The sequence below is a fragment of the Actinomycetota bacterium genome (genome assembly GCA_019347675.1).
In the GTDB taxonomy this organism is placed as follows: domain Bacteria; phylum Actinomycetota; class Nitriliruptoria; order Nitriliruptorales; family JAHWKO01; genus JAHWKW01.
Map to the genome: position 1 here is coordinate 95,150 of JAHWKW010000002.1, position 21,085 is coordinate 116,234.

19 protein-coding genes are annotated in these 21,085 nt (G+C 71.6%); 2 read left to right on the forward strand and 17 right to left on the reverse strand.

The window, feature by feature from the left end; genetic code table 11:
• Window positions 1–86 precede the first annotated feature (86 nt).
• From dnaE to KY462_01685, 6 genes are all read right to left on the reverse strand, one after another.
• Entirely contained in the window at window positions 87–3,584 is a 3,498-nt protein-coding gene (gene dnaE, locus KY462_01660) for a DNA polymerase III subunit alpha (protein MBW3576446.1), read from the reverse strand.
• A 156-nt stretch (window positions 3,585–3,740) separates the two neighbouring features.
• A complete protein-coding gene (locus KY462_01665; protein MBW3576447.1) occupies window positions 3,741–4,796 on the reverse strand; it encodes a hypothetical protein in 1,056 nt (351 codons plus the stop codon).
• A 13-nt stretch (window positions 4,797–4,809) separates the two neighbouring features.
• Window positions 4,810–5,748, reverse strand: a complete 939-nt coding sequence (locus tag KY462_01670) for an RluA family pseudouridine synthase (GenBank protein ID MBW3576448.1) — start codon at window positions 5,746–5,748, stop codon at window positions 4,810–4,812.
• 16 nt (window positions 5,749–5,764) lie between these two features.
• Window positions 5,765–6,331, reverse strand: a complete 567-nt coding sequence (locus KY462_01675) for a signal peptidase II (GenBank protein MBW3576449.1) — start codon at window positions 6,329–6,331, stop codon at window positions 5,765–5,767.
• An 11-nt stretch (window positions 6,332–6,342) separates the two neighbouring features.
• Window positions 6,343–6,720 carry a TraR/DksA C4-type zinc finger protein gene (locus KY462_01680; protein MBW3576450.1) on the reverse strand — a complete coding sequence of 126 codons (378 nt, stop codon included), beginning with the start codon at window positions 6,718–6,720 and terminating at the stop codon, window positions 6,343–6,345.
• A 70-nt stretch (window positions 6,721–6,790) separates the two neighbouring features.
• The gene (locus tag KY462_01685) at window positions 6,791–6,988 is read right to left on the reverse strand and encodes a hypothetical protein (GenBank protein MBW3576451.1); all 198 of its coding nucleotides are present in this window, start codon (window positions 6,986–6,988) and stop codon (window positions 6,791–6,793) included.
• 268 nt (window positions 6,989–7,256) lie between these two features.
• Here KY462_01685 and ileS point away from each other — a divergent pair, with 268 nt between their 5' ends.
• Together ileS and KY462_01695 are read left to right on the forward strand one after the other, a co-directional pair.
• Window positions 7,257–10,451 (forward strand): isoleucine--tRNA ligase, encoded by a 3,195-nt coding sequence (gene ileS / locus KY462_01690; protein MBW3576452.1) that lies wholly within the window; start codon window positions 7,257–7,259, stop codon window positions 10,449–10,451.
• The gene (locus tag KY462_01695; GenBank protein ID MBW3576453.1) at window positions 10,402–11,115 is read left to right on the forward strand and encodes a hypothetical protein; all 714 of its coding nucleotides are present in this window, start codon (window positions 10,402–10,404) and stop codon (window positions 11,113–11,115) included. Before ileS ends, KY462_01695 begins: the two co-directional genes overlap by 50 nt.
• Window positions 11,116–11,145: 30 nt before the next feature.
• Here the strand turns inward: KY462_01695 and KY462_01700 are convergent, their stop codons facing one another.
• The 11 genes from KY462_01700 to ftsW form a co-directional block, all read right to left on the reverse strand.
• Entirely contained in the window at window positions 11,146–11,967 is an 822-nt protein-coding gene (locus KY462_01700) for a hypothetical protein (protein ID MBW3576454.1), read from the reverse strand.
• A gap of 126 nt (window positions 11,968–12,093) precedes the next feature.
• Window positions 12,094–12,651: a DivIVA domain-containing protein gene (locus tag KY462_01705; protein MBW3576455.1), complete on the reverse strand. Its 558-nt coding sequence runs from the start codon at window positions 12,649–12,651 to the stop codon at window positions 12,094–12,096.
• A gap of 60 nt (window positions 12,652–12,711) precedes the next feature.
• Window positions 12,712–12,978: a YggT family protein gene (locus KY462_01710; GenBank protein MBW3576456.1), complete on the reverse strand. Its 267-nt coding sequence runs from the start codon at window positions 12,976–12,978 to the stop codon at window positions 12,712–12,714.
• A gap of 18 nt (window positions 12,979–12,996) precedes the next feature.
• Entirely contained in the window at window positions 12,997–13,524 is a 528-nt protein-coding gene (locus tag KY462_01715) for a cell division protein SepF (GenBank protein MBW3576457.1), read from the reverse strand.
• A complete protein-coding gene (locus tag KY462_01720; GenBank protein ID MBW3576458.1) occupies window positions 13,521–14,291 on the reverse strand; it encodes a YggS family pyridoxal phosphate-dependent enzyme in 771 nt (256 codons plus the stop codon). Before KY462_01720 ends, KY462_01715 begins: the two co-directional genes overlap by 4 nt.
• Window positions 14,288–15,085, reverse strand: coding sequence for a polyphenol oxidase family protein (locus KY462_01725; protein MBW3576459.1), 798 nt, complete (start codon window positions 15,083–15,085; stop codon window positions 14,288–14,290). Before KY462_01725 ends, KY462_01720 begins: the two co-directional genes overlap by 4 nt.
• On the reverse strand, window positions 15,082–16,245 hold the full coding sequence (gene ftsZ / locus KY462_01730; GenBank protein ID MBW3576460.1) for a cell division protein FtsZ: 1,164 nt from the start codon (window positions 16,243–16,245) through the stop codon (window positions 15,082–15,084). Before ftsZ ends, KY462_01725 begins: the two co-directional genes overlap by 4 nt.
• Window positions 16,246–16,577: 332 nt before the next feature.
• Window positions 16,578–17,372, reverse strand: coding sequence for an FtsQ-type POTRA domain-containing protein (locus KY462_01735; protein MBW3576461.1), 795 nt, complete (start codon window positions 17,370–17,372; stop codon window positions 16,578–16,580).
• Window positions 17,373–17,384: 12 nt separating this feature from the next.
• Window positions 17,385–18,779: a UDP-N-acetylmuramate--L-alanine ligase gene (gene murC / locus KY462_01740; protein ID MBW3576462.1), complete on the reverse strand. Its 1,395-nt coding sequence runs from the start codon at window positions 18,777–18,779 to the stop codon at window positions 17,385–17,387.
• The gene (gene murG / locus KY462_01745) at window positions 18,776–19,987 is read right to left on the reverse strand and encodes an undecaprenyldiphospho-muramoylpentapeptide beta-N-acetylglucosaminyltransferase (GenBank protein MBW3576463.1); all 1,212 of its coding nucleotides are present in this window, start codon (window positions 19,985–19,987) and stop codon (window positions 18,776–18,778) included. The genes murC and murG overlap by 4 nt, the downstream gene beginning before the upstream one ends.
• Entirely contained in the window at window positions 19,984–21,063 is a 1,080-nt protein-coding gene (gene ftsW, locus KY462_01750) for a putative lipid II flippase FtsW (protein ID MBW3576464.1), read from the reverse strand. Before ftsW ends, murG begins: the two co-directional genes overlap by 4 nt.
• Window positions 21,064–21,085 lie beyond the last annotated feature (22 nt).

A 21,085-nucleotide genomic window follows, 5' to 3' on the forward strand; every position in this document is an offset into this window, starting at 1 on the left:
TCCACGATGCGCGAGGGGGGCGCCACGCCGCCGACCTCGTGGCGGCGCTGTGGGCCGATGACTGACCGACCCGTGACCCAAAGCCGTCAAGCGATCGGCGTGGGGTCGGAGACGACCTCGGGACCGAACCGTGATTTGAGCTCGCCGAACAGGCCCGGCCGGCGGGTGACCCGGAAGTCGGCACCGAGCTTGAAGACCATCCGCTGCTCGCCGCCGCGGAGCTCGAGGTGGACGGGGACGTGGCCACGGTGGCGGCTCAGGATGTCCTTCAGCTGGGTGACGGTCGGGGCGGTGCACTGGCGGACATCGAGGCAGACAGTCACCGGCGTACCGAGGGCATCGGACAGGTCCGGCTCGAGCGCATCCAACGCGATCAGCTTGAGGTTCTCGTCGCGGTGGTCCACGCGGGCCCGCACCACGACGACGCGGTCCTCCTCGAGCAGTTCGTGCACCTGCTGGTACACGGTCGGGAAGAAGATCGTCTCGACCGACCCCGACAGGTCCTCGAGGGTCGCCAGGACGTAGGTCTGACCCTTCCTGGTGAAACGCTTCGCGATGCCCATCAGCACGCCACCGACGGTCACCGTGTCCGGCGCCCGGCCGTCGTCGGCGAGGCGGTCGCGGAGCTCGCCGATCCGGTGGTCGGCGAGCTCGTCGAGGACCCGGCCCACGCCGAACAGCGGATGATCCGAGACGTACAGCCCGAGCATCTCCCGCTCCTGGGCGAGCAGGGTGGGCTTGCGGTACTCGTCGTCTCCGATCGGCACCGCGTCATCGAACTGCACCGCCGCCGGGTCGTCCCCGTTGCCGCCGAACAAACTGACCTGACCAGCGGCTTCGGCGCGCTGCTTCGAGAGCTCCACATCGAAGATGCACTCGAACGGCGGGGCATCACCGCCCCGCGGCGATTCCAGGAGCCCCTTGCGGGTGTGTCCGAGGCTGGCGAACGCACCGGCCTCGATCAGCGACTGCACGACCCGCTTGGTCAACGCGGTGAGGTCGATCTTCCGGCAGAAGTCGCGGTAGTCGTCGAAACGTCCGCGGTCATGGCGGGCGCGGAGTATCGCCTCGACCACCGCTTCGCCGACGTTGCGGACCGCTGACAGCCCGAAGCGGATCTCGTCGCCCCGCGGGGTGAAGTCGACGTCGGATTCGTTCACGTCGGGCGGGAGCACCGTGATGCCCATCACCCGGCACTCGTTGAGGTACTGCGGCAGTCGGTCCTTGTTGTTCTTCACCGACGTCAGCAGCGCCGCCATGTACTCCACCGGGTAGTGGGCCTTCAGCCAGGCGGTCTGGTAGGTGATCACCCCGTACCCCACCGAGTGGCTCTTGTTGAAGCCGTACCCGGCGAACTTCTCGATGAGGGCGAACAGCTCCTCGGCGAAGCCGCGGTCGTAGCCGTTGGCGACCGCCCCGCCGACGAACCGCTCCTGCTCGGCGGCCATCATCTCGGGGATCTTCTTGCCCATGGCTTTGCGCAGCAGATCGGCCTGGCCCATGCTGTAGCCGGCGATGTCCACGGCCATCCGCAGCACCTGTTCCTGGAAGACGATGATCCCGTAGGTCTCGCCCAGGATCGGTTCGAGATCGGGATGGTCGTAGGTGACGGGACGTCGGCCGTGCTTGCGTTCGGCGTACTCGACGTGCATGCCCTCGCCCAGCGGTCCCGGCCGGTACAGGGCGTTGAGCGCGACCACGTCCTCGAACGAGTCCGGCTCCATCAACCGGACCAGGGCCTGCATGCCGGGCGACTCCAGCTGGAAGACACCCAGCGTGGATCCCTCGCGCAGCAACGCGAAGGTGCGCTCGTCGTCGAGGGGGACGCATCCGACGTCGACCTCCCCGCCACGGTTGTCACGGATGTGACGTTCGGCGTCGGTCATCACGGTCAGGTTGCGCAGCCCGAGGAAGTCCATCTTGAGCAGCCCGATGGCCTCGACCCCGTGCATCTCGTACTGGGTGACGAACTCGCCGTCGTCGGTGCGCAACAGCGGGACGGTCTCCATCAACGGCTCGGCGCCGATCACCACCGCGGCGGCATGGATCCCGTGCTGGCGACGCAGCCCCTCCAGCCCGCGGGCGGTGTCGAACACCCGGCGGGCGTCGGGCTCGTTGTCGTAGGCCTCACGCAGCTCGGCGGACTTGTCGAACGCCTGCTCCAGGGTGGCTTCACGGCCCTGCACCGCAGGCGGCATCGCCTTGCACAGACGGTCACCGAGGGCGTAGGGGTAACCAAGGACCCGCGCGGCGTCGCGCATGGCCGACTTCGCCTTGATGGTGGCGAACGTCACGATCTGCGCGACGTGGTCGGCGCCGTACCGCTCGGCGGCGTAGCGGATCATCTCGCCCCGGCGGCGCTCGTCGAAGTCGATGTCGATGTCGGGCATGGAGAGACGCTCGGGGTTCAGGAACCGCTCGAAGATCAGCCCGTGCTGCAACGGATCGATCGCGGTGATGCCGGTGCAGTACGCGACCGCTGAGCCGCCGGCCGAGCCGCGCGCCGGCCCGACCCGGATCTGCTGCGCCCGGGCGTGCTCGCACAGGTCCGCCACGATCAGGAAGTAGGCGGGGAAGCCCATCTGCTCGATGAGCGCCAGCTCGTGCTCCAGGCGATCGCGGACGGTGTCCGGCATCGGGTCGCCGTAGCGCTGGGCCGCACCGGCGAACACCTTCTGGCGGAGGTGAGCGGCCTCGCTCAAGCCGTCCGGGCACGGGAACCGCGGCAGGAGATCACGGCCGAACGGGATCTCGGCCGTGCACATCTCGGCGATGTCGAGGGTGGCGTCGCAGGCGTCGAGGTGATCGCGGAACAGCTCACGCATCTCGCGCGCCGACTTCACGTAGAAGTCGCGCCCCTTGAACTGCAACCGGTCCTCGTCGCTGACCTGCGCCCCGGTCTGCACGCACAGCAGGACGTCGTGGACCTCCCAGTCCTCCTGCCGGGTGTAGTGCGAGTCGTTGGTGGCCACCGTCCGCAGGCCCAGCTGCGCGGCCAGCGCGAACAGCTCCGGGAGGACCGTCTGCTGCTCGGGGATCTGGTGATCCATCACCTCGACGAAGAAGCGATCCCGACCGAAGATCTCCGAGAACTCGCCGAGCGACCGCCGCGCCCCCGCCCGGTCACCGCGGAGCAGCGCCTGGTTCACCTCCGACGCCAGGCAGCCGGACAGCGCCACGATCCCGTCGCTGTGCTCGGCCAGCAGCTCCTTGTCGACCCGGGGCTTGTACCAGTACCCCTCCAGGTACGCCCGGGACGACAGCTTGACGAGGTTGCGGTACCCGGCCTGGTCCGCGGCCAGGACGGTCAGGTGGAAGTACGGCTCGTCACCCCTGCGCCGGTCGCCCTTGTCGTACCGCGAGCCCGGGGCCTGGTACAGCTCGGCGCCGATGATCGGCTTGACCCCCACCCGCGCCGCCGCGCGGCTGACGTCGACGGCGCCGAACAGCACACCATGGTCCGTAACCGCCACCGCCGGCTGCTCATCGGCGGCGACCGTACGCACCAGGTCGTCGACGCGACTGGCTCCATCCAGCATCGAGTACTCCGTGTGGACGTGGAGGTGGACGAACCCGTCGCGCAGGCGGGTGGTCGTCGGCGGTGGGCTCCAGGGAGTCGGTGCTGGCACTGCGGGTTCCCCTGCGGTCTCGTCCTGTGGACCCCGACGGCTGGGGAAGAATGACCGTCGTGTAAGTACCTCGCCAGAGGCTAACACGCCAGCGCCCCCAGGAGGCTGCGGTCAGGCCGGCGCACCGTAGGTCGTCTGGGTGCGGTCCTCGGGCAGGATCCCGTAGAACCGCGCCGTCGCCGCGTCCGCTTCGGCAGGGGCGACGTCGACCAGGCGCACGTCGGGGCTGTCGACCAGCTCCCGGAGAGCCGTGACCGGACCGCGCACGACCACCGCGAACACGACCCCACCGTCGCTCGCGATGACCTCGAGCGCGGCCTTCAGCCGCTGCAGGTCCTGCTCGTAGAAGCCTTCGAACGTCGGGTCCTCGACCGTCTGGGACGCCACGAGGCTCGCCAGCTGCTTCTGGTCCTCGGCGAGGCTGCGACGGTGTGCGGCCACCGCGGCGTCGATCGCCGCGACCGGTCGGCGGCCGAGCTCCACCCTGAACGGCTCCTCCCCTTCGGCGGGAACACGCAGCAGCGCAACCGCCGCGGTGACGTCGGCAGGGAGCCGCTCGGCGACCTCCGCCGCCGTGAGGTACCGGCCGAACGACACCACCGCGAGGCGTTCCTCGCCGTCCGCCGCGTCGGCCAGCGCCCGCTGGCGCTCGTCCACGTGCGCCGCCACCAGGACCCCGACCGCCGGCCCCACCGCCACCGCAGCCGCCGGGTCGCTGTCGACGTCGGATCCCCACGAGGGCGCCATCGCCCCGCGGGCGGGACCGTCCGCACGCAGATCCGGGTAGCGCTGCAGGTGCACGTAGGAGCCGACGAAGGCGATCACCGCCGCGGCGAGAGCCAGCCCCTGGCGGTGGCGCTCGAGCATCCCGACCGTCCGGTCGCTGATCAGCCATCCGCCAACGCGGCGGCCCGCACCCGCCAACACCCACAGCGGCGCCGCCAGGATCAGGACCACGAACCGCCCGATGCGGCGCACCAGAGACAGGCGCAACGGCCACGTCACCACGCGCGCCACCGCACGTCCGCTGCGGCGCGCGGCGCGCACCGGCCACGCGGCCCCCATCCTGTGCGCCGTGGCATGGGCACGACGCTGCAGGACCGGGACGACGCGGTCATCGAGCCGCTGCAGCAACGTGCGGTCCCGGGGGTGGCGTGATCGGAGCATGGGGGCCATCAGCCTAGCTCGCAGGCGCCGCGACGCCCGCCAGGTCGAGCGCGCCCGCCAGGTCGTCGGGGAGGGGCTCGTCGACCGCAACGCGCTCACCGGTGACCGGATGATCCAACCGCAACGCGACCGCGTGCAGGAACGGGCGGGTGAGCCCGAGCGCCGCGGCGACGTCGCGTCCGCCGCCGTAGGTGCGGTCCCCCGCCACCGGGTGGCCGGCGAACGCCAAGTGGACCCGGATCTGGTGGGTGCGTCCCGTCTCGAGTCGGCAGGCCAGGAGCATGACGGGGCGGTCGCCGGCGTGCCCCACGCCGGAGACCTCCCAGTGGGTGACCGCTGGGCTGCCGGCCGCCGTCACCGTGAAGCGCTTCCGGTCGCGGGGGTCGCGGCCGATCGGCGCGTCGACCCGGCCGCTGCCGGCGGTCTCGATCCCTTCCACCAGCGCGAGGTACCGCCGGTCGACCTCGCGGCGCTTCAACGCGTCAACGAGACCCTGGTAGGCGGCGTCGGTCTTCGCCACCACGAGGAGCCCGGACGTGTCGCGATCGAGGCGGTGGACGATCCCAGGCCGGACCTCGCCTCCCGCCCGCGCCAGCGGGTAGCCGGCCGCGGCCAGCGCCTGCACCAGGGTCCCGGCGGTCCGGCCAGTCCCCGGATGCACCACCAACCCGACGGGCTTGGCGACCACCATCAAGTGCTCGTCCTCCCAGCGGACCGGCGGTGGCGGGACCCCGGCGGCGCCCCGCGGCGGGTCCGGGGGCGCGGCGACCTGGACCGTCTCGTCGCCCGCCAGGCGCAGCGACTTGGCGGCGATGTTCCCGTCGACGGTGACCTCGCCGCGCTGGATGCGGGCGGCTGCCCGGCTCCGCGGTTCACCCATCCAACCGGCCAGGGCGACGTCCAGACGGAGCCCCGCGTCCTCAGGGGCCGCGCGGAAGCGGCGGGAGGTCACGCAGCCTCGCGGCGGGTCACGGCGCCCCCTGGCGCTCCTCGCGACCCTCGCGGACAGCCGCGAAGAGCAGCAGGAGGAAGCCCACCGTGATCGCCACGTCCGCGAGGTTGAACGTCGGCCAGACGGTCGAGGCGATGAAGTCGACGACCTCGCCCCGCCCGACGCCACCCGGCTCGACCCGCACCAGACGGTCGGTGAGGTTGCCGAACGCCCCCGCCAGGAGCAGGCCCCACGCGATCGGCTCGAGTGCGTCGCGTGCCCGCGGCAGGTTCCGCGCCACCAGCACAACCACCAGGAGCGTGACGATCGGGAACGCCCACCATGGGATCGGGGCGGAGAAGGCCGCACCAGCGTTGAAGGTCAGCCGCAGAAACAGCGGCCCCGGCAGGTCGATCACGCGTCCGCCCACCAACGCCTCGACGGCGAGCGCTTTGGTGGCCTGGTCGAGGATCCATCCGATCGCGGCCACGAGGAGGCCGACCTGGATGGGACCCGGCGCGGCCCTCGGCCGACGACGACGACCCTCGTCGGTGGCCTCGCGCGGCGCGCTCGTCGCCGCTCCCGGGGTTGCGATCTCCGCCACGTGAGGTCGGATCAGAAGATGCGCTCGTCGAGCTGTTTGTCGGCCAGACACAGCGTGGCGTACGGCAACGCCTCGAGGCGGGCCGGCTCGATCGGCTTCCCACAGCGTTCGCAGAGACCGTACGTGCCGGCACCCATGCGTCGCAGCGCGTCGTCGATCTGGACCAGGATCCGTCGGGCGTTCAACGCGAGCGACTGGGCGCGCTCCCGCTCCGACGTGGCCGTCCCGGTGTCGGCGTCGTCGTCGCTCACGCCGCCGTCGCGCCACATCCCAACCACAGCGGTCGCGTCGAGTTCGTTCGCCTGCGCCAACAGCTGTTCGCGTTCGGCCTCCAGCTCGCGACGGAGCCTGGCCAACGTCGTCTTGTTCAGGCGCTTGGTCGTTGCCACCGTGCCCCTGGCCGTATCAACCCCGCGGGACGTTCCCGGGCGCGGGGACGCTACCAGACGCGTGGCGGTCTCACAGCATGCGCGTCTTTGACAGCTGCGGGACCACGATCGTCGTGCCATCCGCACCGCGACGCAGCGCGCGGCGGACGGCGTCCAGGGTGTCCTCCACCCCGGCGACGTACGCCAGCGGGTCCTCGAACAGACGCGCCTGCGTCATCAGCTCGTCGCGGATCTGGGCCAGCTCGACTTCATCGACAGTGGATCGCACGGCTCACGCTCCCCGTTGGGCTGCACCGCTCGTCCGGTGGCGCCCCAGCGTCAAGCGGCGGCGGCTGTGCCCTCGACCGTACCGGAGCGTTCGCTGAGTCGAACGGAGTCATCGGGTCGTTCGGACGGTGGCGAACCGGGTTTCACCGACCGGGACCCCGCGTCGCGCCCAACCGGACGCTGCTCGACGACCAAACTCGGGCCTTGCGCTGTCGGCGGTTACGATGACAGTTCCCGACCGTTCCCGACCGTCGCGACGTGAGACCTGCATGACCGACCCTGAGCGCGCGTGGCCCGACGTCACCAACCACCCCTCCTTCCCTGACCTGGACAAGGCTGTGCAGGCCCGCTGGCGCGAGCGCGGGGTGTTCGCCGAGAGCCTGCGCCGCCGAGATGGCGCGCCGATCTGGTCGTTCTACGAAGGCCCACCGACCGCCAACGGTCGGCCGGGTGTGCACCACGTCGAAGCGCGGGTCTTCAAGGACGTGTTCCCCCGGTACCGGACGATGAAGGGTTTCCAGGTCCCGCGGAAGGCCGGTTGGGACTGCCACGGCCTGCCGGTCGAGCTGGAGGTGGAGAAGGAGCTGGGCCTCAACTCCAAACCGGAGATCGAAGCGTTCGGCATCGAGGCGTTCAACCAGCGCTGCCGGGAGTCGGTCGGGCGGTACGTGCGCGACTTCGAGGACCTGACCGAGCGCATCGGGTTCTGGGTCGACATGTCCGACGCCTACTGGACCATGGACTCCGAGTACGTCGAGTCGGTCTGGTGGGCGCTCAAGAGGCTGTGGGACGACGACCTGATCTTCCGCGACCACCGGGTGACCCCTTACTGCCCGCGGTGCGGGACGGGGCTGTCGGACGCGGAGGTTGCGCTGGGCGGGTACCGGGACGTGGCCGATCCCAGCGTCTACGTCCGCTTCCCCATCGTCGATGGTCCGCTGGCGGAGCGGGGCGCCAGCCTCCTGGTGTGGACGACGACGCCGTGGACGCTGCCGAGCAACGCGGCGGTCGCCGTCGGGCCCGGCATCTCCTACGTCCTGGCCCGCGCGGCGCAGCGATCGGACGAGCTTTTGATCGTCGCTGCCGACCGCGTCACCGCCGTGCTGGGTGACGACGTCGAGGTGGTCGACCAGCTGACCGCGGGCGACCTCGTCGGCCTGCACTACGAGGCACCGTTCACGCTCGTGGAGATCGATGGCGACTACCGCTACGTGGTCGCCGCTGACGTGGTCACCACCACCGAAGGGTCGGGGCTGGTGCACATGGCGCCCGCGTTCGGCGAGGACGACCTCGCGATCGGACGTCGCGAGGGTCTCCCGGTGGTCAATCCCGTCGACCCGCAGGGCCGCTTCGATCGTGGACCGTGGGAGGGCCAGTTCGTCAAGGCCGCCGACCCGCTGATCATCGAGGCGCTGGACGAGGCGGGGGCGCTGGTGCGCGCCGGCACCTACGAGCACGCCTACCCGTTCTGCTGGCGGTGCAAGTCCCCGCTGATCTACTACGCGAAGCTGTCGTGGTACATCCGCACCACCGCCCGTCGCGCGGAGCTGCTCGCCCAGAACGCCAAGATCGACTGGCACCCCGAGCACATCCGCGACGGGCGCTTCGGGAACTGGCTCGAGAACAACGTCGACTGGGCGCTGTCGCGTGACCGCTACTGGGGCACGCCCCTGCCGTTCTGGCTCTGCCCCGACGGCCACGTCACCGTGGTGGCGTCCCGCGCGGAGCTGGGGCAACTCGCCGGGCTCGACCTCGACGACCTCGATCCCCACCGCCCGTACGTCGACGAGATCGTGGTGCCGTGCTCGGACTGTGGGCGCGACGCCCGGCGCGTGGAGGAGGTGGCCGACGCGTGGCTGGACTCGGGGGCGATGCCGTTCGCGCAGTTCGGCTACCCGCACCGCGGGCGGGATGCGTTCGCCGCCCGGTTCCCCGCCGATTTCATCGCCGAGGCGATCGACCAGACGCGCGGCTGGTTCTACACGCTCCTGGCCGAGTCGACCCTCGTGTTCGGCGAGACGCCGTACCGCAGCGTGCTGTGTCTGGGCCACATCGTGGACGAGGACGGCCGGAAGATGAGCAAGTCGCTGGGCAACGTGCTCGATCCCTGGACCCTCCTCGACCGCAGCGGGGCGGATGCGTTGCGCTGGCTGATGATCGCCGAGGGCAACCCGTGGCTCAACCGGCGCGTCAGCGTGGGACTCACCGATGACATCCTGCGCCGGTTCCTGCTCACGCTGTGGAACACCCACTACTTCTTCACCACCTACGCCCGGATCGACGGGTGGCATCCCCGCATCGGCGACGCCCCGCCGGTCGCCGACCGCCACCCGATGGACCGCTGGGTGCTGGCCGAGCTCGCGGATGTCTGCGATGCCGTGGACACCGCGCTGGAGCGCTACGACGTCACGACCGCCACGCGGCGGCTGGAGGACTTCGTCGACGACTTGTCCAACTGGTACGTGCGCCGCAGCCGCCGCCGGTTCTGGAAGTCCAGCGCGGAGGAGCCCCGCGACAAATCGTCCGCGTACGCGACGCTGCACGACGTCCTGGTCACGCTGTCGCAGCTGCTGGCGCCGTTCACGCCGTTCGTGGCCGACCAGCTGTGGGAGGATCTGGTGCGATCCCAGGACGCCGACGCTGCACCGTCGGTGCACCTGACCGACTACCCGGCGCCGCCACGCACCTGGCGAGACGACGCGCTGCGTGCCGCCATGGACACCGCCCGCCGCGTGGTCGAGGTCGGGCGGCAGGCCCGCAACCAGTCCGGGATCCGGATCCGCCAACCGCTCGCTCGCGCCCTGGTCACCGTGCCTGGACACGAGCGGCCCGCCTTGCGGACGCTGCTCGATGAGGTCGCGGAAGAGCTCAACGTCAAGACCGTCGAGCTGGCTGACGCCACCACCGACCTGGCCGACCGCCACCTCAAGCCCAACTTCCGTGCGCTGGGTCCCGCGTTCCAGCAGGACGCCCCGAACGTCGCCGAGGCGTTGCGGACACTGGGCCCGCACCAGGCCGGCGCCCTCGCCGACCAGCTCGCCCAGGGGCAGGCCACGATCGACGTCGACGGGCGCGCCCGTGCGATCACCGCCGACATGGTGGAGGTGGTCGAGACGCCGCGCACCGGCTGGCAGCTGACCCGTGAGGGTGCGACGTCGGTCGCGCTCGACACCGAGCTCACCGACGAGCTGCGCACCGAGGGCCTGGCCCGTGAGCTGATCCGGGCCGTCAACGACCGCCGCAAGGACCTCGGCCTCGACCTCGACCAGCACATCTTCCTGCAGGTCGACATCGAACCCGGCGACGTGGCCGCGTCCCTGCGAGGGAGGGGCTGGCTGGATGTGGTCGGCCACGAGGTCCTGGCGGACGAGGTCCGTCCCGGCCGGGTCGCCGGTGCCCACGAGATCGAGCTGAGTGGCGGGGTTCGGGCCGCGATCACCGTCACGCCGCACAACCGGGCGTGACGCCACGGCGCTGACCGTCCGCGCCGCCGTGGGCCGGCTCGAGCGCGCCGGCGCGGGGCTCGGCGGTGCGCTCGCGGTGCTGCTGGTGATCGGCCTGGTCCGCCAGCGGCGCGAGCAGGACCGGATCCGGACCGGCCTCGACCCACCGGTGTTCGCCGCGACCCGCACCGTGCCGCCTGCCGGCGAAGGACCTCTGTCGCGCCGTCTGGCGTCGTGGGTGCCGCCGCCCCCGCGGACCGCTGTCGGGCGCTTGGCCGCGGCGGTGTGGGCCGCACCGGCCACGCTGGTGGGCGTCGCGGCCGGCGCGACGACGAAGGGCGACTGGAGACGCGACCGGGCGCTGCGCTGCTGGGTCGTGGCCGGCGGGGACCGGGGCGCTGCCCGCCTCCAGGGATGGCTGGGATCCGACGGCAACGCGATCGGGCAGGTGGTGATCAGCGCGGTCGCGGCACCGTCACCGGCCCTGCTCGCCCACGAGGCCGTGCACGTGCGGCAGGTCGAGCGGCTCGGTGTTCTGATCGTGCCGCTGTACACGTGGTTCTGGGCGCGTCGCGGGTACCGCGACCATCCTCTGGAGCGTGCGGCCCGGCTGGGGGCTGCTCGCTCGTTGCGCCGTCACGTGGGCGACCGGGAGCCTGCCGTGACGGCCGCGGAGGCCACCTGAGCGGACGCGACGGATCACGTCACGATCAGATCAGGACAGCTGCTGGTGGATCTCGCGAGCGGTCGTCTCGCCGACGCCTCGGACCTGCACCAGATCGTCGACGCGGGCGTCGCGGATCGCCTCGAGCGACCCGAAGCGATCGAGGAGCGCCCGCGCCTTGGCGGGACCCAACCCGCGCACCGCGTTCAGCTCACGCATCGCCGCGGGGCCGGTCGTCCCGCCGGCGGCCTTCTTCGCGGCCTTCTTCGTTCGCGCACGTGCGGCTTTCTTCGCGGCCTTCTTGGCTGGCGCGCGTGCGGACTTCTTGCGCCGGGCGGGAGCAGCGGTCTTCTTGGCCGCTGCACCCCTGGTCGCTGCCTTCTTTGCGGCAGCCTTCCTGGCGGGTCTCCGCGGCGGCGGCTGCGGGCGCACGTCCTCGGGCGGCGCGGTCGATTCGGTGGCCGACGCTGCCCAGGGGCTGACCGGCTGGTCGGCGCCGGTGGCGCCGGTGGGCGTCTCGGCCGCAGGCTCCGGCGGGCGCTCCCTGGCGGCCGCTTCCGGCCCCGGCCACCGTCGTTCACCGGGGCGCGCTCCGGAGATTCCCGGCGCTTCGCTGATCCCGGCCGATGCCGGCCCGCGTTGCTGCCACCCGCCGCCCTCCACCTGAGGTGACGCGCCCGGCCCGTAGCCCTGTTCCTGTTGTGGCGCGCCAGCCCGACCGACGCGGCGCTGCAGCACCCCGATCCCGAGGAAGATGATCGCAAGGACACAGGACGCGATCGACGCCCACACGAGCGCGAGGACGTTCTGGATGATCCCGATCGCCAGCGTGACCGCCGCCACGATGACGAGCAGGAAACTGATAACGATCACCGGATGCACCACCCCTTGTGGACTTCAGGCGTGGGCGGGTCAGAGCCGCACAACGCCGCCGCACTGTACCGACGATCACCTACCAGGCGAAACGCGTCCGCGATGCGTGCGGTCTCGCCGGCGGCCTCACTCGGGGACGGCGACACCTTGCCGACCTTGGGCTGTGTCGTCTACGGTCCCCGACTGTCTGACCGCCGGCGGGGCGACGGGAGCCATCTCTTTCACCGCACGCAGGTGACGTTCGGCGACGATCCGAAGACCCGATCGGTACTCCTCCTCAAGAGTGCGCAACGTCTCCATGCGGTGCTCGAGCGCGTCGACGTCCCGCCGGAGCTCGACCTGGGTCCTTCGGGCCTCATCGGTGGCGCGGGCCACGATCCGCTCCGCTTCGCGATGCGCTTCGGACACGATCTCGGCGGCGCGCTCGCGGGCTTCTTCGAGCGTCTGTTCGGCGGCACGCTGTGCCGTGACGAGCGTGCGCTTCAACGTGACCTCGGTCTCCTGCATCTCGTCGACGCGGGCCGCGACACGCTCGGCTTCGCGCCGGGCCTCCTGCAGCTGCAACTCCAGCCGCTCGAGCTGATCAGCGACCCGATCGAGCAGCTCGTCGACCTGCTGCACGGAGTAGCCGCGCACGGCCTGCTTCAGCGGGTAGTTGACGATGTCGTTGGGCGTCAGGGGCACGTTCGGTTCCTTGCCGGGACGGTGACATGGTGGCGGATGAGCGGCCCGGATCGGTGGAGGTCACACCGGGCAGCGCAGCGCCCCGCGGATCACGAAGATCACCACGAACAGCACGAGAACGGACATGTCGAGGCCGATCCCACCGAACTGCAGGGGCGGCAGCACCCGCCTGAGCGGCTCCAGCATGGGGTTCACGATCCGCGCCACCCACCGCACCAACGGCCGGATCGGTTCCGGTGGACTCGGGATCCAGGAGAACACCACGTACACCAGAAGCAGGATCACCACAGCGAGCAGCAGCAGACAGATCAGCTCTACAACGACCACGGCGAACCTCGGTCCGGGTCAGGCGTTGGCAGACGGGGCGCCGTCGACGTGGTAGCCGAGGTCGCTCAAGCGTCGACGTTCCTCGAGCGGCACATCCACCCCCTGGGGCAAGAGGAGAAACGCCCGTTGGCCGGCGGGGACGATCCGCCCGCGCAGAGCGAAGATCACGCCGCTCACGAAGTCCAGCAGCCGCCTGCCGGTGCGGGTATCGACGTCGCCGACGTCGAGCAGGACCGCCTGCCCGCCGCGGTAGCCCTCCCCGACCTGCTCGGCGGCGTCATCGAACGAGGTCGCCCGCACGATCGCGACGCGGGCGTAGCCGCCATCGAGGGGACGGACGTGGCTCGAGCGATCCTCGCTGCGCAGCGGTCGGACGTTCGCGTCAGGCCCCACCGCACGAGGCCAGGCCCGACGATGGTCGTCCTGAGCCGGGGCCGCGGAGAAGTCGGGCTCCGTGTTGCGCGGGGTCCCTGGGCCGTACTCGTCGTCCTCGGGCTCCTCGACCAGCCCGAGGTAGATGAGCGTCTTCCGCCACATGCTGCTCATCGTGCCTCCTCGACTGTCCGCGTACCGTAGGCCTGGTCACGGCGCGGACCGAACAGGACCGTACCGAGCCGCACGATCGTCGCTCCCTCCTCGACCGCCGTCTCGAAGTCGGCGCTCATGCCCATCGACAGGTGCGCGAGCTCGGGCCAGCGGGCACGGGCCCGGTCACGCAAGCGCCGCAGCCGCGCGAAGTGCGGCCGGGACACCTCGGCCTGGTCAACGCCTCGCGGCGCGAGTGGCGGGATGGTCATCAGGCCCTCCACGGCCAGGTTGGGCAGATCACGCACCTCGGCGACCAGTGCGAGCGCGTCCTCGGCGGGGCACCCAGCCTTCGCCGGGTCCTCCCCCACGTTGACCTGAACCAGGACACGTTGAACGACGCCTGCATCGTGTGCTCTCGTCGACAGCGCCGAGGCCAGCGACCGCCGGTCGAGGGAGTGCACCAGCGTGGCGCGAGCGATCACGCCCTTGGCCTTGTTCGACTGCAGACGGCCGACCATGTGCCAACGGGCGCCGCGCACCTGGGCTGCCTTGTCGAGCATCTCCTGCACCCGGCTCTCGCCGAGGTCGATCAACCCGGCGTCCACCGCCGCCTGCGCCAACGGAGCCGGGTGGCCCTTGGTGACCGCCACGACCGTCACCGACGACGGCACCCGCCCCACCCGGCGACAGGCGTCGGCGATGCGTCCTCGCACCGCCGCGACCCGATGCGGGATCGCTGCGCCCGGCTCGGCCTGGCGCGACACCACGTCGCGTTCGGCGCTCATGCGGCTTCCGAGTGGCGGACGACGATTCCGGCCTGGCGGCCCGCGCGGTGGTCGGCGCGGTAGCTGAACCAGCGTGCTGACGGATCACAGCGCGTGCATCCGAGCCAGTCCTCGACGATCTCCACCCCCCAACGGCGCAGGATCGCAGCGACCGCACCGGGCAGGTGCAGGGACGGCGTCCCCCAGGCGGTCGTGGCGTCCGCGGCCGGTTCGCGGTCGGTGACGTCGCGCTGCAGCGCCAACGGCACCTCGTAGCAGCAGCCGCCGATCGCCGGCCCGATCGCGGCGCGGAGCGTCTGTGGCGACGCACCGAGGCGGTCGAGAGCCTCCAGGGACGCCTCCACCACGCTGGCGACGACACCACGGCGGCCGGCGTGGACGGCGGCCACCGGACCCGCGGAGGATCCCAGCAGCAACGGGACACAGTCGGCGACCTGCACCGTCAGGGCCCGATCCGGCTCGGCGGTGACGAGCGCATCGACGCCGCGCAGCTCCGCGCCTGACACCGTGTCGGCGTCGACCACGCCGACCTCAGCGCCGTGGAGCTGCTGCATGAAGTGCAGGGCGTCGACCGACACGCCGATCAGGTCGGCCACGGCGGCGCGGACGCGTGCCAGCCGCCGCGGCTGGTGCGGACGTCGATGCGCGATGCTGCCCGTGGCCCGACCGGTGAACCACGCGGCCGTCCCCGCCGCGAGCCACACCGGTCCCGACACGCCCTCGGGGCGGTCGACGTCGCCGGTGGCCGGCTCAGCGCGCGTGGCGGCGGGGCCGGCGTCGGCGTTCACCGTCACCGCAGGAAGCTCGGGATGTCGAGGTCCTCGTCCTCGTCAGCGTCGATCACCACCGACGGCCGCGGGGCGGGGCGTGGCCGCGTCGACGGGCGGAACACCTCGTCGTCGAACTCATCCTCGTCGTCGTCCTCGATCAGCGGGGACGGGGCGGGCGCAGTGTCGCGCCGCAGCTGCTGAGCGACGAAGGCGCCCTCCTGCTCGACCGGCTCGTCCCAGGTGTCGAACCCGGCGGCGATCACCGTGACCTTCACCTCGTCACCGAGGCTGTCGTCGATCACGGCCCCGAAGATGATGTTGGCATCCGGGTGAGCGGCCTTGGTGATCACGTCCGCGGCCTCGTTGACCTCGAACAGGCCCAGGTCGCTTCCGCCGGCCAACATCAGCAGCACGCCACGCGCACCGTCGATCGACGCCTCGAGCAGCGGCGACGAGATCGCCAGGTTGGCCGCCTCGAGCGCGCGCTGGTCGCCTCGTGCCGTCCCGATGCCCATGAGGGCCGAGCCGGCGTCCTTCATGACGGTGCGGACGTCGGCGAAGTCGAGGTTGATCAGCCCCGGGGTGGTGATCAGGTCGGTGATGCCTTGAACGCCTTGGAGCAGCACCTCGTCGGCGAGGCGGAACGCCTGCACGACCGACGTCTCCCCGTCGGAGATCTGCAGCAGCCGGTCGTTGGGGATGACGATGAGCGTGTCGACCTTGTCCCGCAGGTTCTTGATGCCGTCCTCGGCCTGGAGGTTGCGTTTCCGACCTTCGAACGCGAACGGACGGGTGACGACGCCGATGGTCAGCGCGCCGAGTTCCTTGGCGACCTCTGCGACCACCGGCGCGCCACCGGTCCCGGTGCCACCGCCCTCGCCGGCGGTGACGAACACCATGTCGGCGCCTTTGAGGACCTCGTTGACCTCGTCGCGGTGATCATCGGCCGCCTGGCGGCCGATCACCGGGTCGGACCCGGCACCCAGGCCGCGGGTGATGTCGCGGCCGATGTCGAGCTTGACGTCCGCGTCGGACATCAGCAGTGCCTGCGCATCGGTGTTGATGGCGATGAACTCCACGCCCCGCAACCCGGCGTCGATCATCCGGTTCACCGCGTTCACACCTCCGCCGCCGATCCCAACCACTTTGATCACGGCGAGGTAGTTCTGCGGGTTCGCCGCCATGCTGGCCTCCTGGTCTGGTCTCGTCGAGGACCCACCGGCCCTCGTTCTTGGCGAGGCTCACCGCCCCGCGCCACTGTCTGGTGGGTTGGCAGCCGCTGTCGGCGGCCACCGGATGAGTCCGAGCGCTGGCCTGTCTCCCCCTCTGCCCCGGGACGGGCCCGTTCTCCCTCCCAGAGACCTCCCACGAGGGACCTCCCCCGAGGGACCTCCCCGGACCCTAAAGGTCAACTGGACCTTTATCGTTATGTCAACCTCTAGGTTCGGTGGACGGTAGACCCGTGGGGTGCTGCGGTCAAGCCGGCCGTCGGCTCGCACCCCACGTGGTGGACGAGTCAGGTGGGGTCTTGCGCCGCTTCCAGGACCACCGGGTTGCCCGGCGCGCGGACGTCGATGCTGGCGATCACGGTCCCCGACCACTCGTCGAGAAGCGCCCCGACGACCCGCGCCTTCTCGTCGATGCGCTCGGCCCGACCGAAGCGGACGCGCACCCCGTTGGTCAGAACCAGCGTCAGGTCGTCGACCTCTGTGGCGTCGTAGCGCTCGACCTGGCTGCGCAGTGGCCCGGGCAGCTGGCGGTGGACGCGCAGCGCGCTGGCCGCCCCCGGCACGGCATCGACGGTGTCGCCGGGCGCGGGCGGCTGGAGGGCCGTGGTGACCACCACCGGCGGTCCGTCCGCCCGACCGGCGTCCGCCGTGCCGTCGGGGAGACGTCGGTGCTCGAGGACGACACCGTCGTGGTCGATCACGGCGGCGGCGCCGGCGGTGTGCACCACGAGCCGCGGCCGTCGTTCCTCGACGGTGATCCGGACGCTCAGGGGGTCCACACGGCGCACCGTGGCGCGATGCACGCGGGGGAGGGCCTCGACCCGTGAGCGGGCGTCGCCGAGCCGAAGGCGCAGGGTGGAGCTCCCAAGCGGTAGGGCCGCGGCGTCGCGGACGGCGGCGGGATCGACGTGGGAGGTCCCCACCACCTCCACGCGCTGTAGGGCGACGAGCGGGCTGCGCTCCAGCCAGGCCAGCAGGCCGCCGACCGTGACCAGCACGACGATCCAGAGCGTCCGTCGCCGCCGGCGCAGCATGTGCTCGCGTCGGACCTCCGCACGTCGCTCGGCGATGCGTGTGTCCACCACCATCCTCGGTCAGGTCTCGCCGTCGCGAAGCAGCGCGAGGAGCGCCGCCCCGACCTCGGTGACGTCTCCCGCGCCGGTTACGACCACGAGGTCGCCGGGAGACACGAGCGTCGCCAGGCGGGGCGCCACGCCGCCCAGGTGCGGCTCCCAGACCACGTTGGCGCCCGCCTCCCTGGCCGCCTCGGCGACGATCTCCCCGGACACGCCGGGCACGGGTTCTTCCTCCGCGCCGTACACGTCGGTGACCACGACCAGGTCCGCGCCTGCGGCGGCCCGGCCGAGCTCACCGCCCAGCCGGGCGGTGCGTGAGAACCGGTGCGGCTGCACCACCAGGATCACCCGCTCGGCGGCGACCGACCGCGCCGCGGCGAGCGTGGCGCGCAGCTCCGTGGGGTGGTGGGCGTAGTCGTCGACCACCTCGACCCCGTCGACGGTGCCCAAGCGCTGGAAGCGCCGCAGCGGACCCGTGAACGACGCCAGCCCGGCCGTGGCCTCAGCCATGTCGACATCCAGCAGCCAGCAGGCCGTCAGGGCAGCGGTCGCGTTGAGCAGGTTGTGGACTCCGGGAGTCTGCAGCGTGACGGTGGCGAGGTCGATCCCGTGGTGACGCAGTCGCCCGGACTGCACCGCGTCGCCAGCGTCGTCGTCGGTGACGAGGCGAACGTCCGCGCGGGGATCCTCCCCGTAGGTGACGACCTCTCCCCCGGCCTGCACCAGACGGGCTGCGCCAGGGTCGTCGAGACAGATCACCGCCGGCGCGTCCGCGGGGCGCCGCGCCAGGAACTCGCCGAAGGCCCGTTCGGTATCGGCCAGGTCGTCGAACGCGTCCGGGTGGTCGAGCTCCACGTTGGTGACCACGGCCACGTCCGGGGTGTACACCAGGAACGAGCGGTCCGACTCGTCAGCCTCTGCGACGAACAGGTCACCCGACCCGGCGTGCGCGTTGGACCCGGTCTCGTTCAGGGCACCCCCGATCGCGAAGCTCGGGTCGCGCCCCGCCGCCTGCAGAGCGACCACGACCATCGAGGTGGTGGTCGTCTTGCCGTGTGTCCCGGTGACGCAGATGGTGCGGCTGCCGGCCATCAGGGACGCCAGCATCTGAGAGCGGTGCAGCACCCGGATGCCGCGGTCACCCGCCGCGACGAGCTCGACGTTGTCGGGGCTGATCGCCGAGGAGGTCACCACGACCTCGGCGCCGGACACCGCCGCAGCAGCGTGTCCGACGCGGATCTGCGCGCCCATGGCCCGCAGTGCCTCCAGCGCCCGGCTCTCTTGCCGGTCGGAGCCCGACACCTGGTGGCCGCGCTGGATCAGCATCCTGGCGATGCCGCTCATGCCGGCCCCACCCACCCCCACCAGGTGCACCCTGCGGGGCCGGGACAGGTCGACCGGAGGGCTGCTCATCGGCTGCGTTGCGACGGCTCGGCCGGCGGCTCGGCCGCCACCGGATGGCCTGCGGCGGCCGCTGGCGGAGCCTTGACCGACATCACCGCCAGGACCTGGCGCGCGACGTTGTCGGCCGCGTCCGGGCGGCCGAACATCCGGGCGGCGCCGGCCACCTCGCTGCCCAGCTCCGGATCCTCCAGCAGCGGCTCGACCGCCCGTGCCAGACGGTCGCCGTTGAGGTCACCATCGAGGATCATCCGCGCGGCTCCTGCACGGACCAGGGCTTCGGCGTTGTGGCGCTGGTGGTCACCGGTCGCGTGCGGGTACGGCACCAGCAGTGACGGCTTGCCAAGCACGGTCAGCTCCGCGATGGAGGTCGCGCCAGCGCGGCACACCACCACGTCGGCGAGGGCGTACGCCAGGCCCATCTCGTCGACGAAATCGACACAGTGCACCAGCGGACCCGACCAGCGCGTGCGGGCATCCGCCCACGCGGTGGCGGCTTCGGCGTGCAACGCACGCCCCGCCACGTGCAGGATCTGGAGCCGGTCGGGGTTCCGCCACCGCCCGAAGCTGGCGGTGGCCGCGTCGTTGATCGACCGTGCACCCTGGCTCCCACCGAACACGAGCACGGTGCGGCGGCCGCCGTCCAGCTCGAACCGCTCCAGCGCCTGTGCGCGGGCGGTGTCCTCGTCGAGCTCGAGCATCTCGTTCCGGACCGGGTTCCCGGTGACCGCGACGCGCTCGGGGTGGGAGAACCGGTCGCCGGAGCTGGGGAAGCTCACGGCGATGCGGTCCGCCCACCGAGCGGCGACCCGGTTGGCGAGCCCGGGAACGCTGTTCTGCTCGTGCACGATCAGCGGCAGCTGCAGTCGGTGTGCGGCGCGGGCCACCGGGAAGCTGACGTACCCGCCGAAGGTGACCACCGCGACCGCTTCCTCATGTTCGAGGAGCTCGCCGCAACGGCGGACCGCTGCCCGGATCGCGCCGGGCAGCTTGAGGATCTTGAACGACGGGCGCCGCGGCACGGGGAGCACGTCGATGTGGTGCAGGCGGTACCCGGCCTGGGGCACCAGGCGGCCCTCCAGCCGCTGTTGCGTGCCGATGAACACCGGCTCGATCGACGGGTCGAGCCGGGTCAACGCCCGTGCCACGGCGATCGACGGGAACACGTGCCCGGCCGTCCCCCCGCCGGCGAACGCCACCGACCGTGTCGATCCGTTCACCGGCGATCCTCCTCGCCGGCTGCACGGGCGACCGCCACGAGGATGCCCAAGCCGAGGAGCGTGGACAGCAGGCTGGAACCTCCGACCGACACCAAAGGCAGGGTCACACCGGTGATCGGCAGCAACCCGGTGACCGCCCCGACGTTCAGCAGGGCCTGGCCCACGATCCAGCCGCTGATCGCGAAGGCGACCAGTTGCCCGAACCGGTCGGAGGCACGGCGCGCCACGCGCAGGCCGACCACGACCACCGCAGCGAACAGGGCCAGCACGGTGGCCGCCCCCACGACGCCGAGCTCCTCGCCGATGATCGCGAAGATGAAGTCGGTCTCCGGGTTGGGGATGAAGTTCCACTTCCCCCGGCTCGAACCCAGGCCGACCCCCAGCCACCCGCCCGACCCCAGCGCGTACAGCGACTGCAGCAGCTGGTAGCCGCTGCCCAGCGGGTCGGCTGTGGGGTCCCACCACCCGACCAGCCGCGCGAAGCGATAGGGCTCCACCACGGCGGCGGCGGCGGTGAGCGTGACGCCGGCGGCACCGATCGCCGCCAGGGCGCGCGCGGGGACGCCGTCGGCCCACAGCACCAGCCCGACGACCATCCCGATCAGCACGGTCGTGCCCAGGTCGGGCTGCGCCAGGATCAGGATCGCTTCGATCGCCAGGAGCGGCAGCGCCGGGACGAGCAGGTGCGACAGGCGGTCGGTGGAGATACCCCGTTCGCGTTTGCGGGTGTGGACGTCGGCCAGCCACAGCACGGTCGCGAGCTTGGCCAGCTCCGAGGGCTGCACCACGACCGGGCCGAGTGCGAGCCAGCGCGTTGATCCGGCCTCACTGAGTCCCACACCGGGGATCAGGACCGCTGCGAGCCCCAGCGTGCTGGCCGCCACCATCAGCCACGCCAGCGGCCGCCAGACGCGGTGATCGGTTCCGGCGACCACCACGAAGATCGGGACGCCGACCGCGGTCCACAGCAGCTGACGGCGGAAGGTCCCGAACGGGTCGCCGTCCTCGGCCCCGTCCACGAACGAAGCCGAGAAGCTCATCGTCAGGCCGACCACGACCAGGGCGGTGACCAGCACGGCGGCGACGGTCGCATCGGTC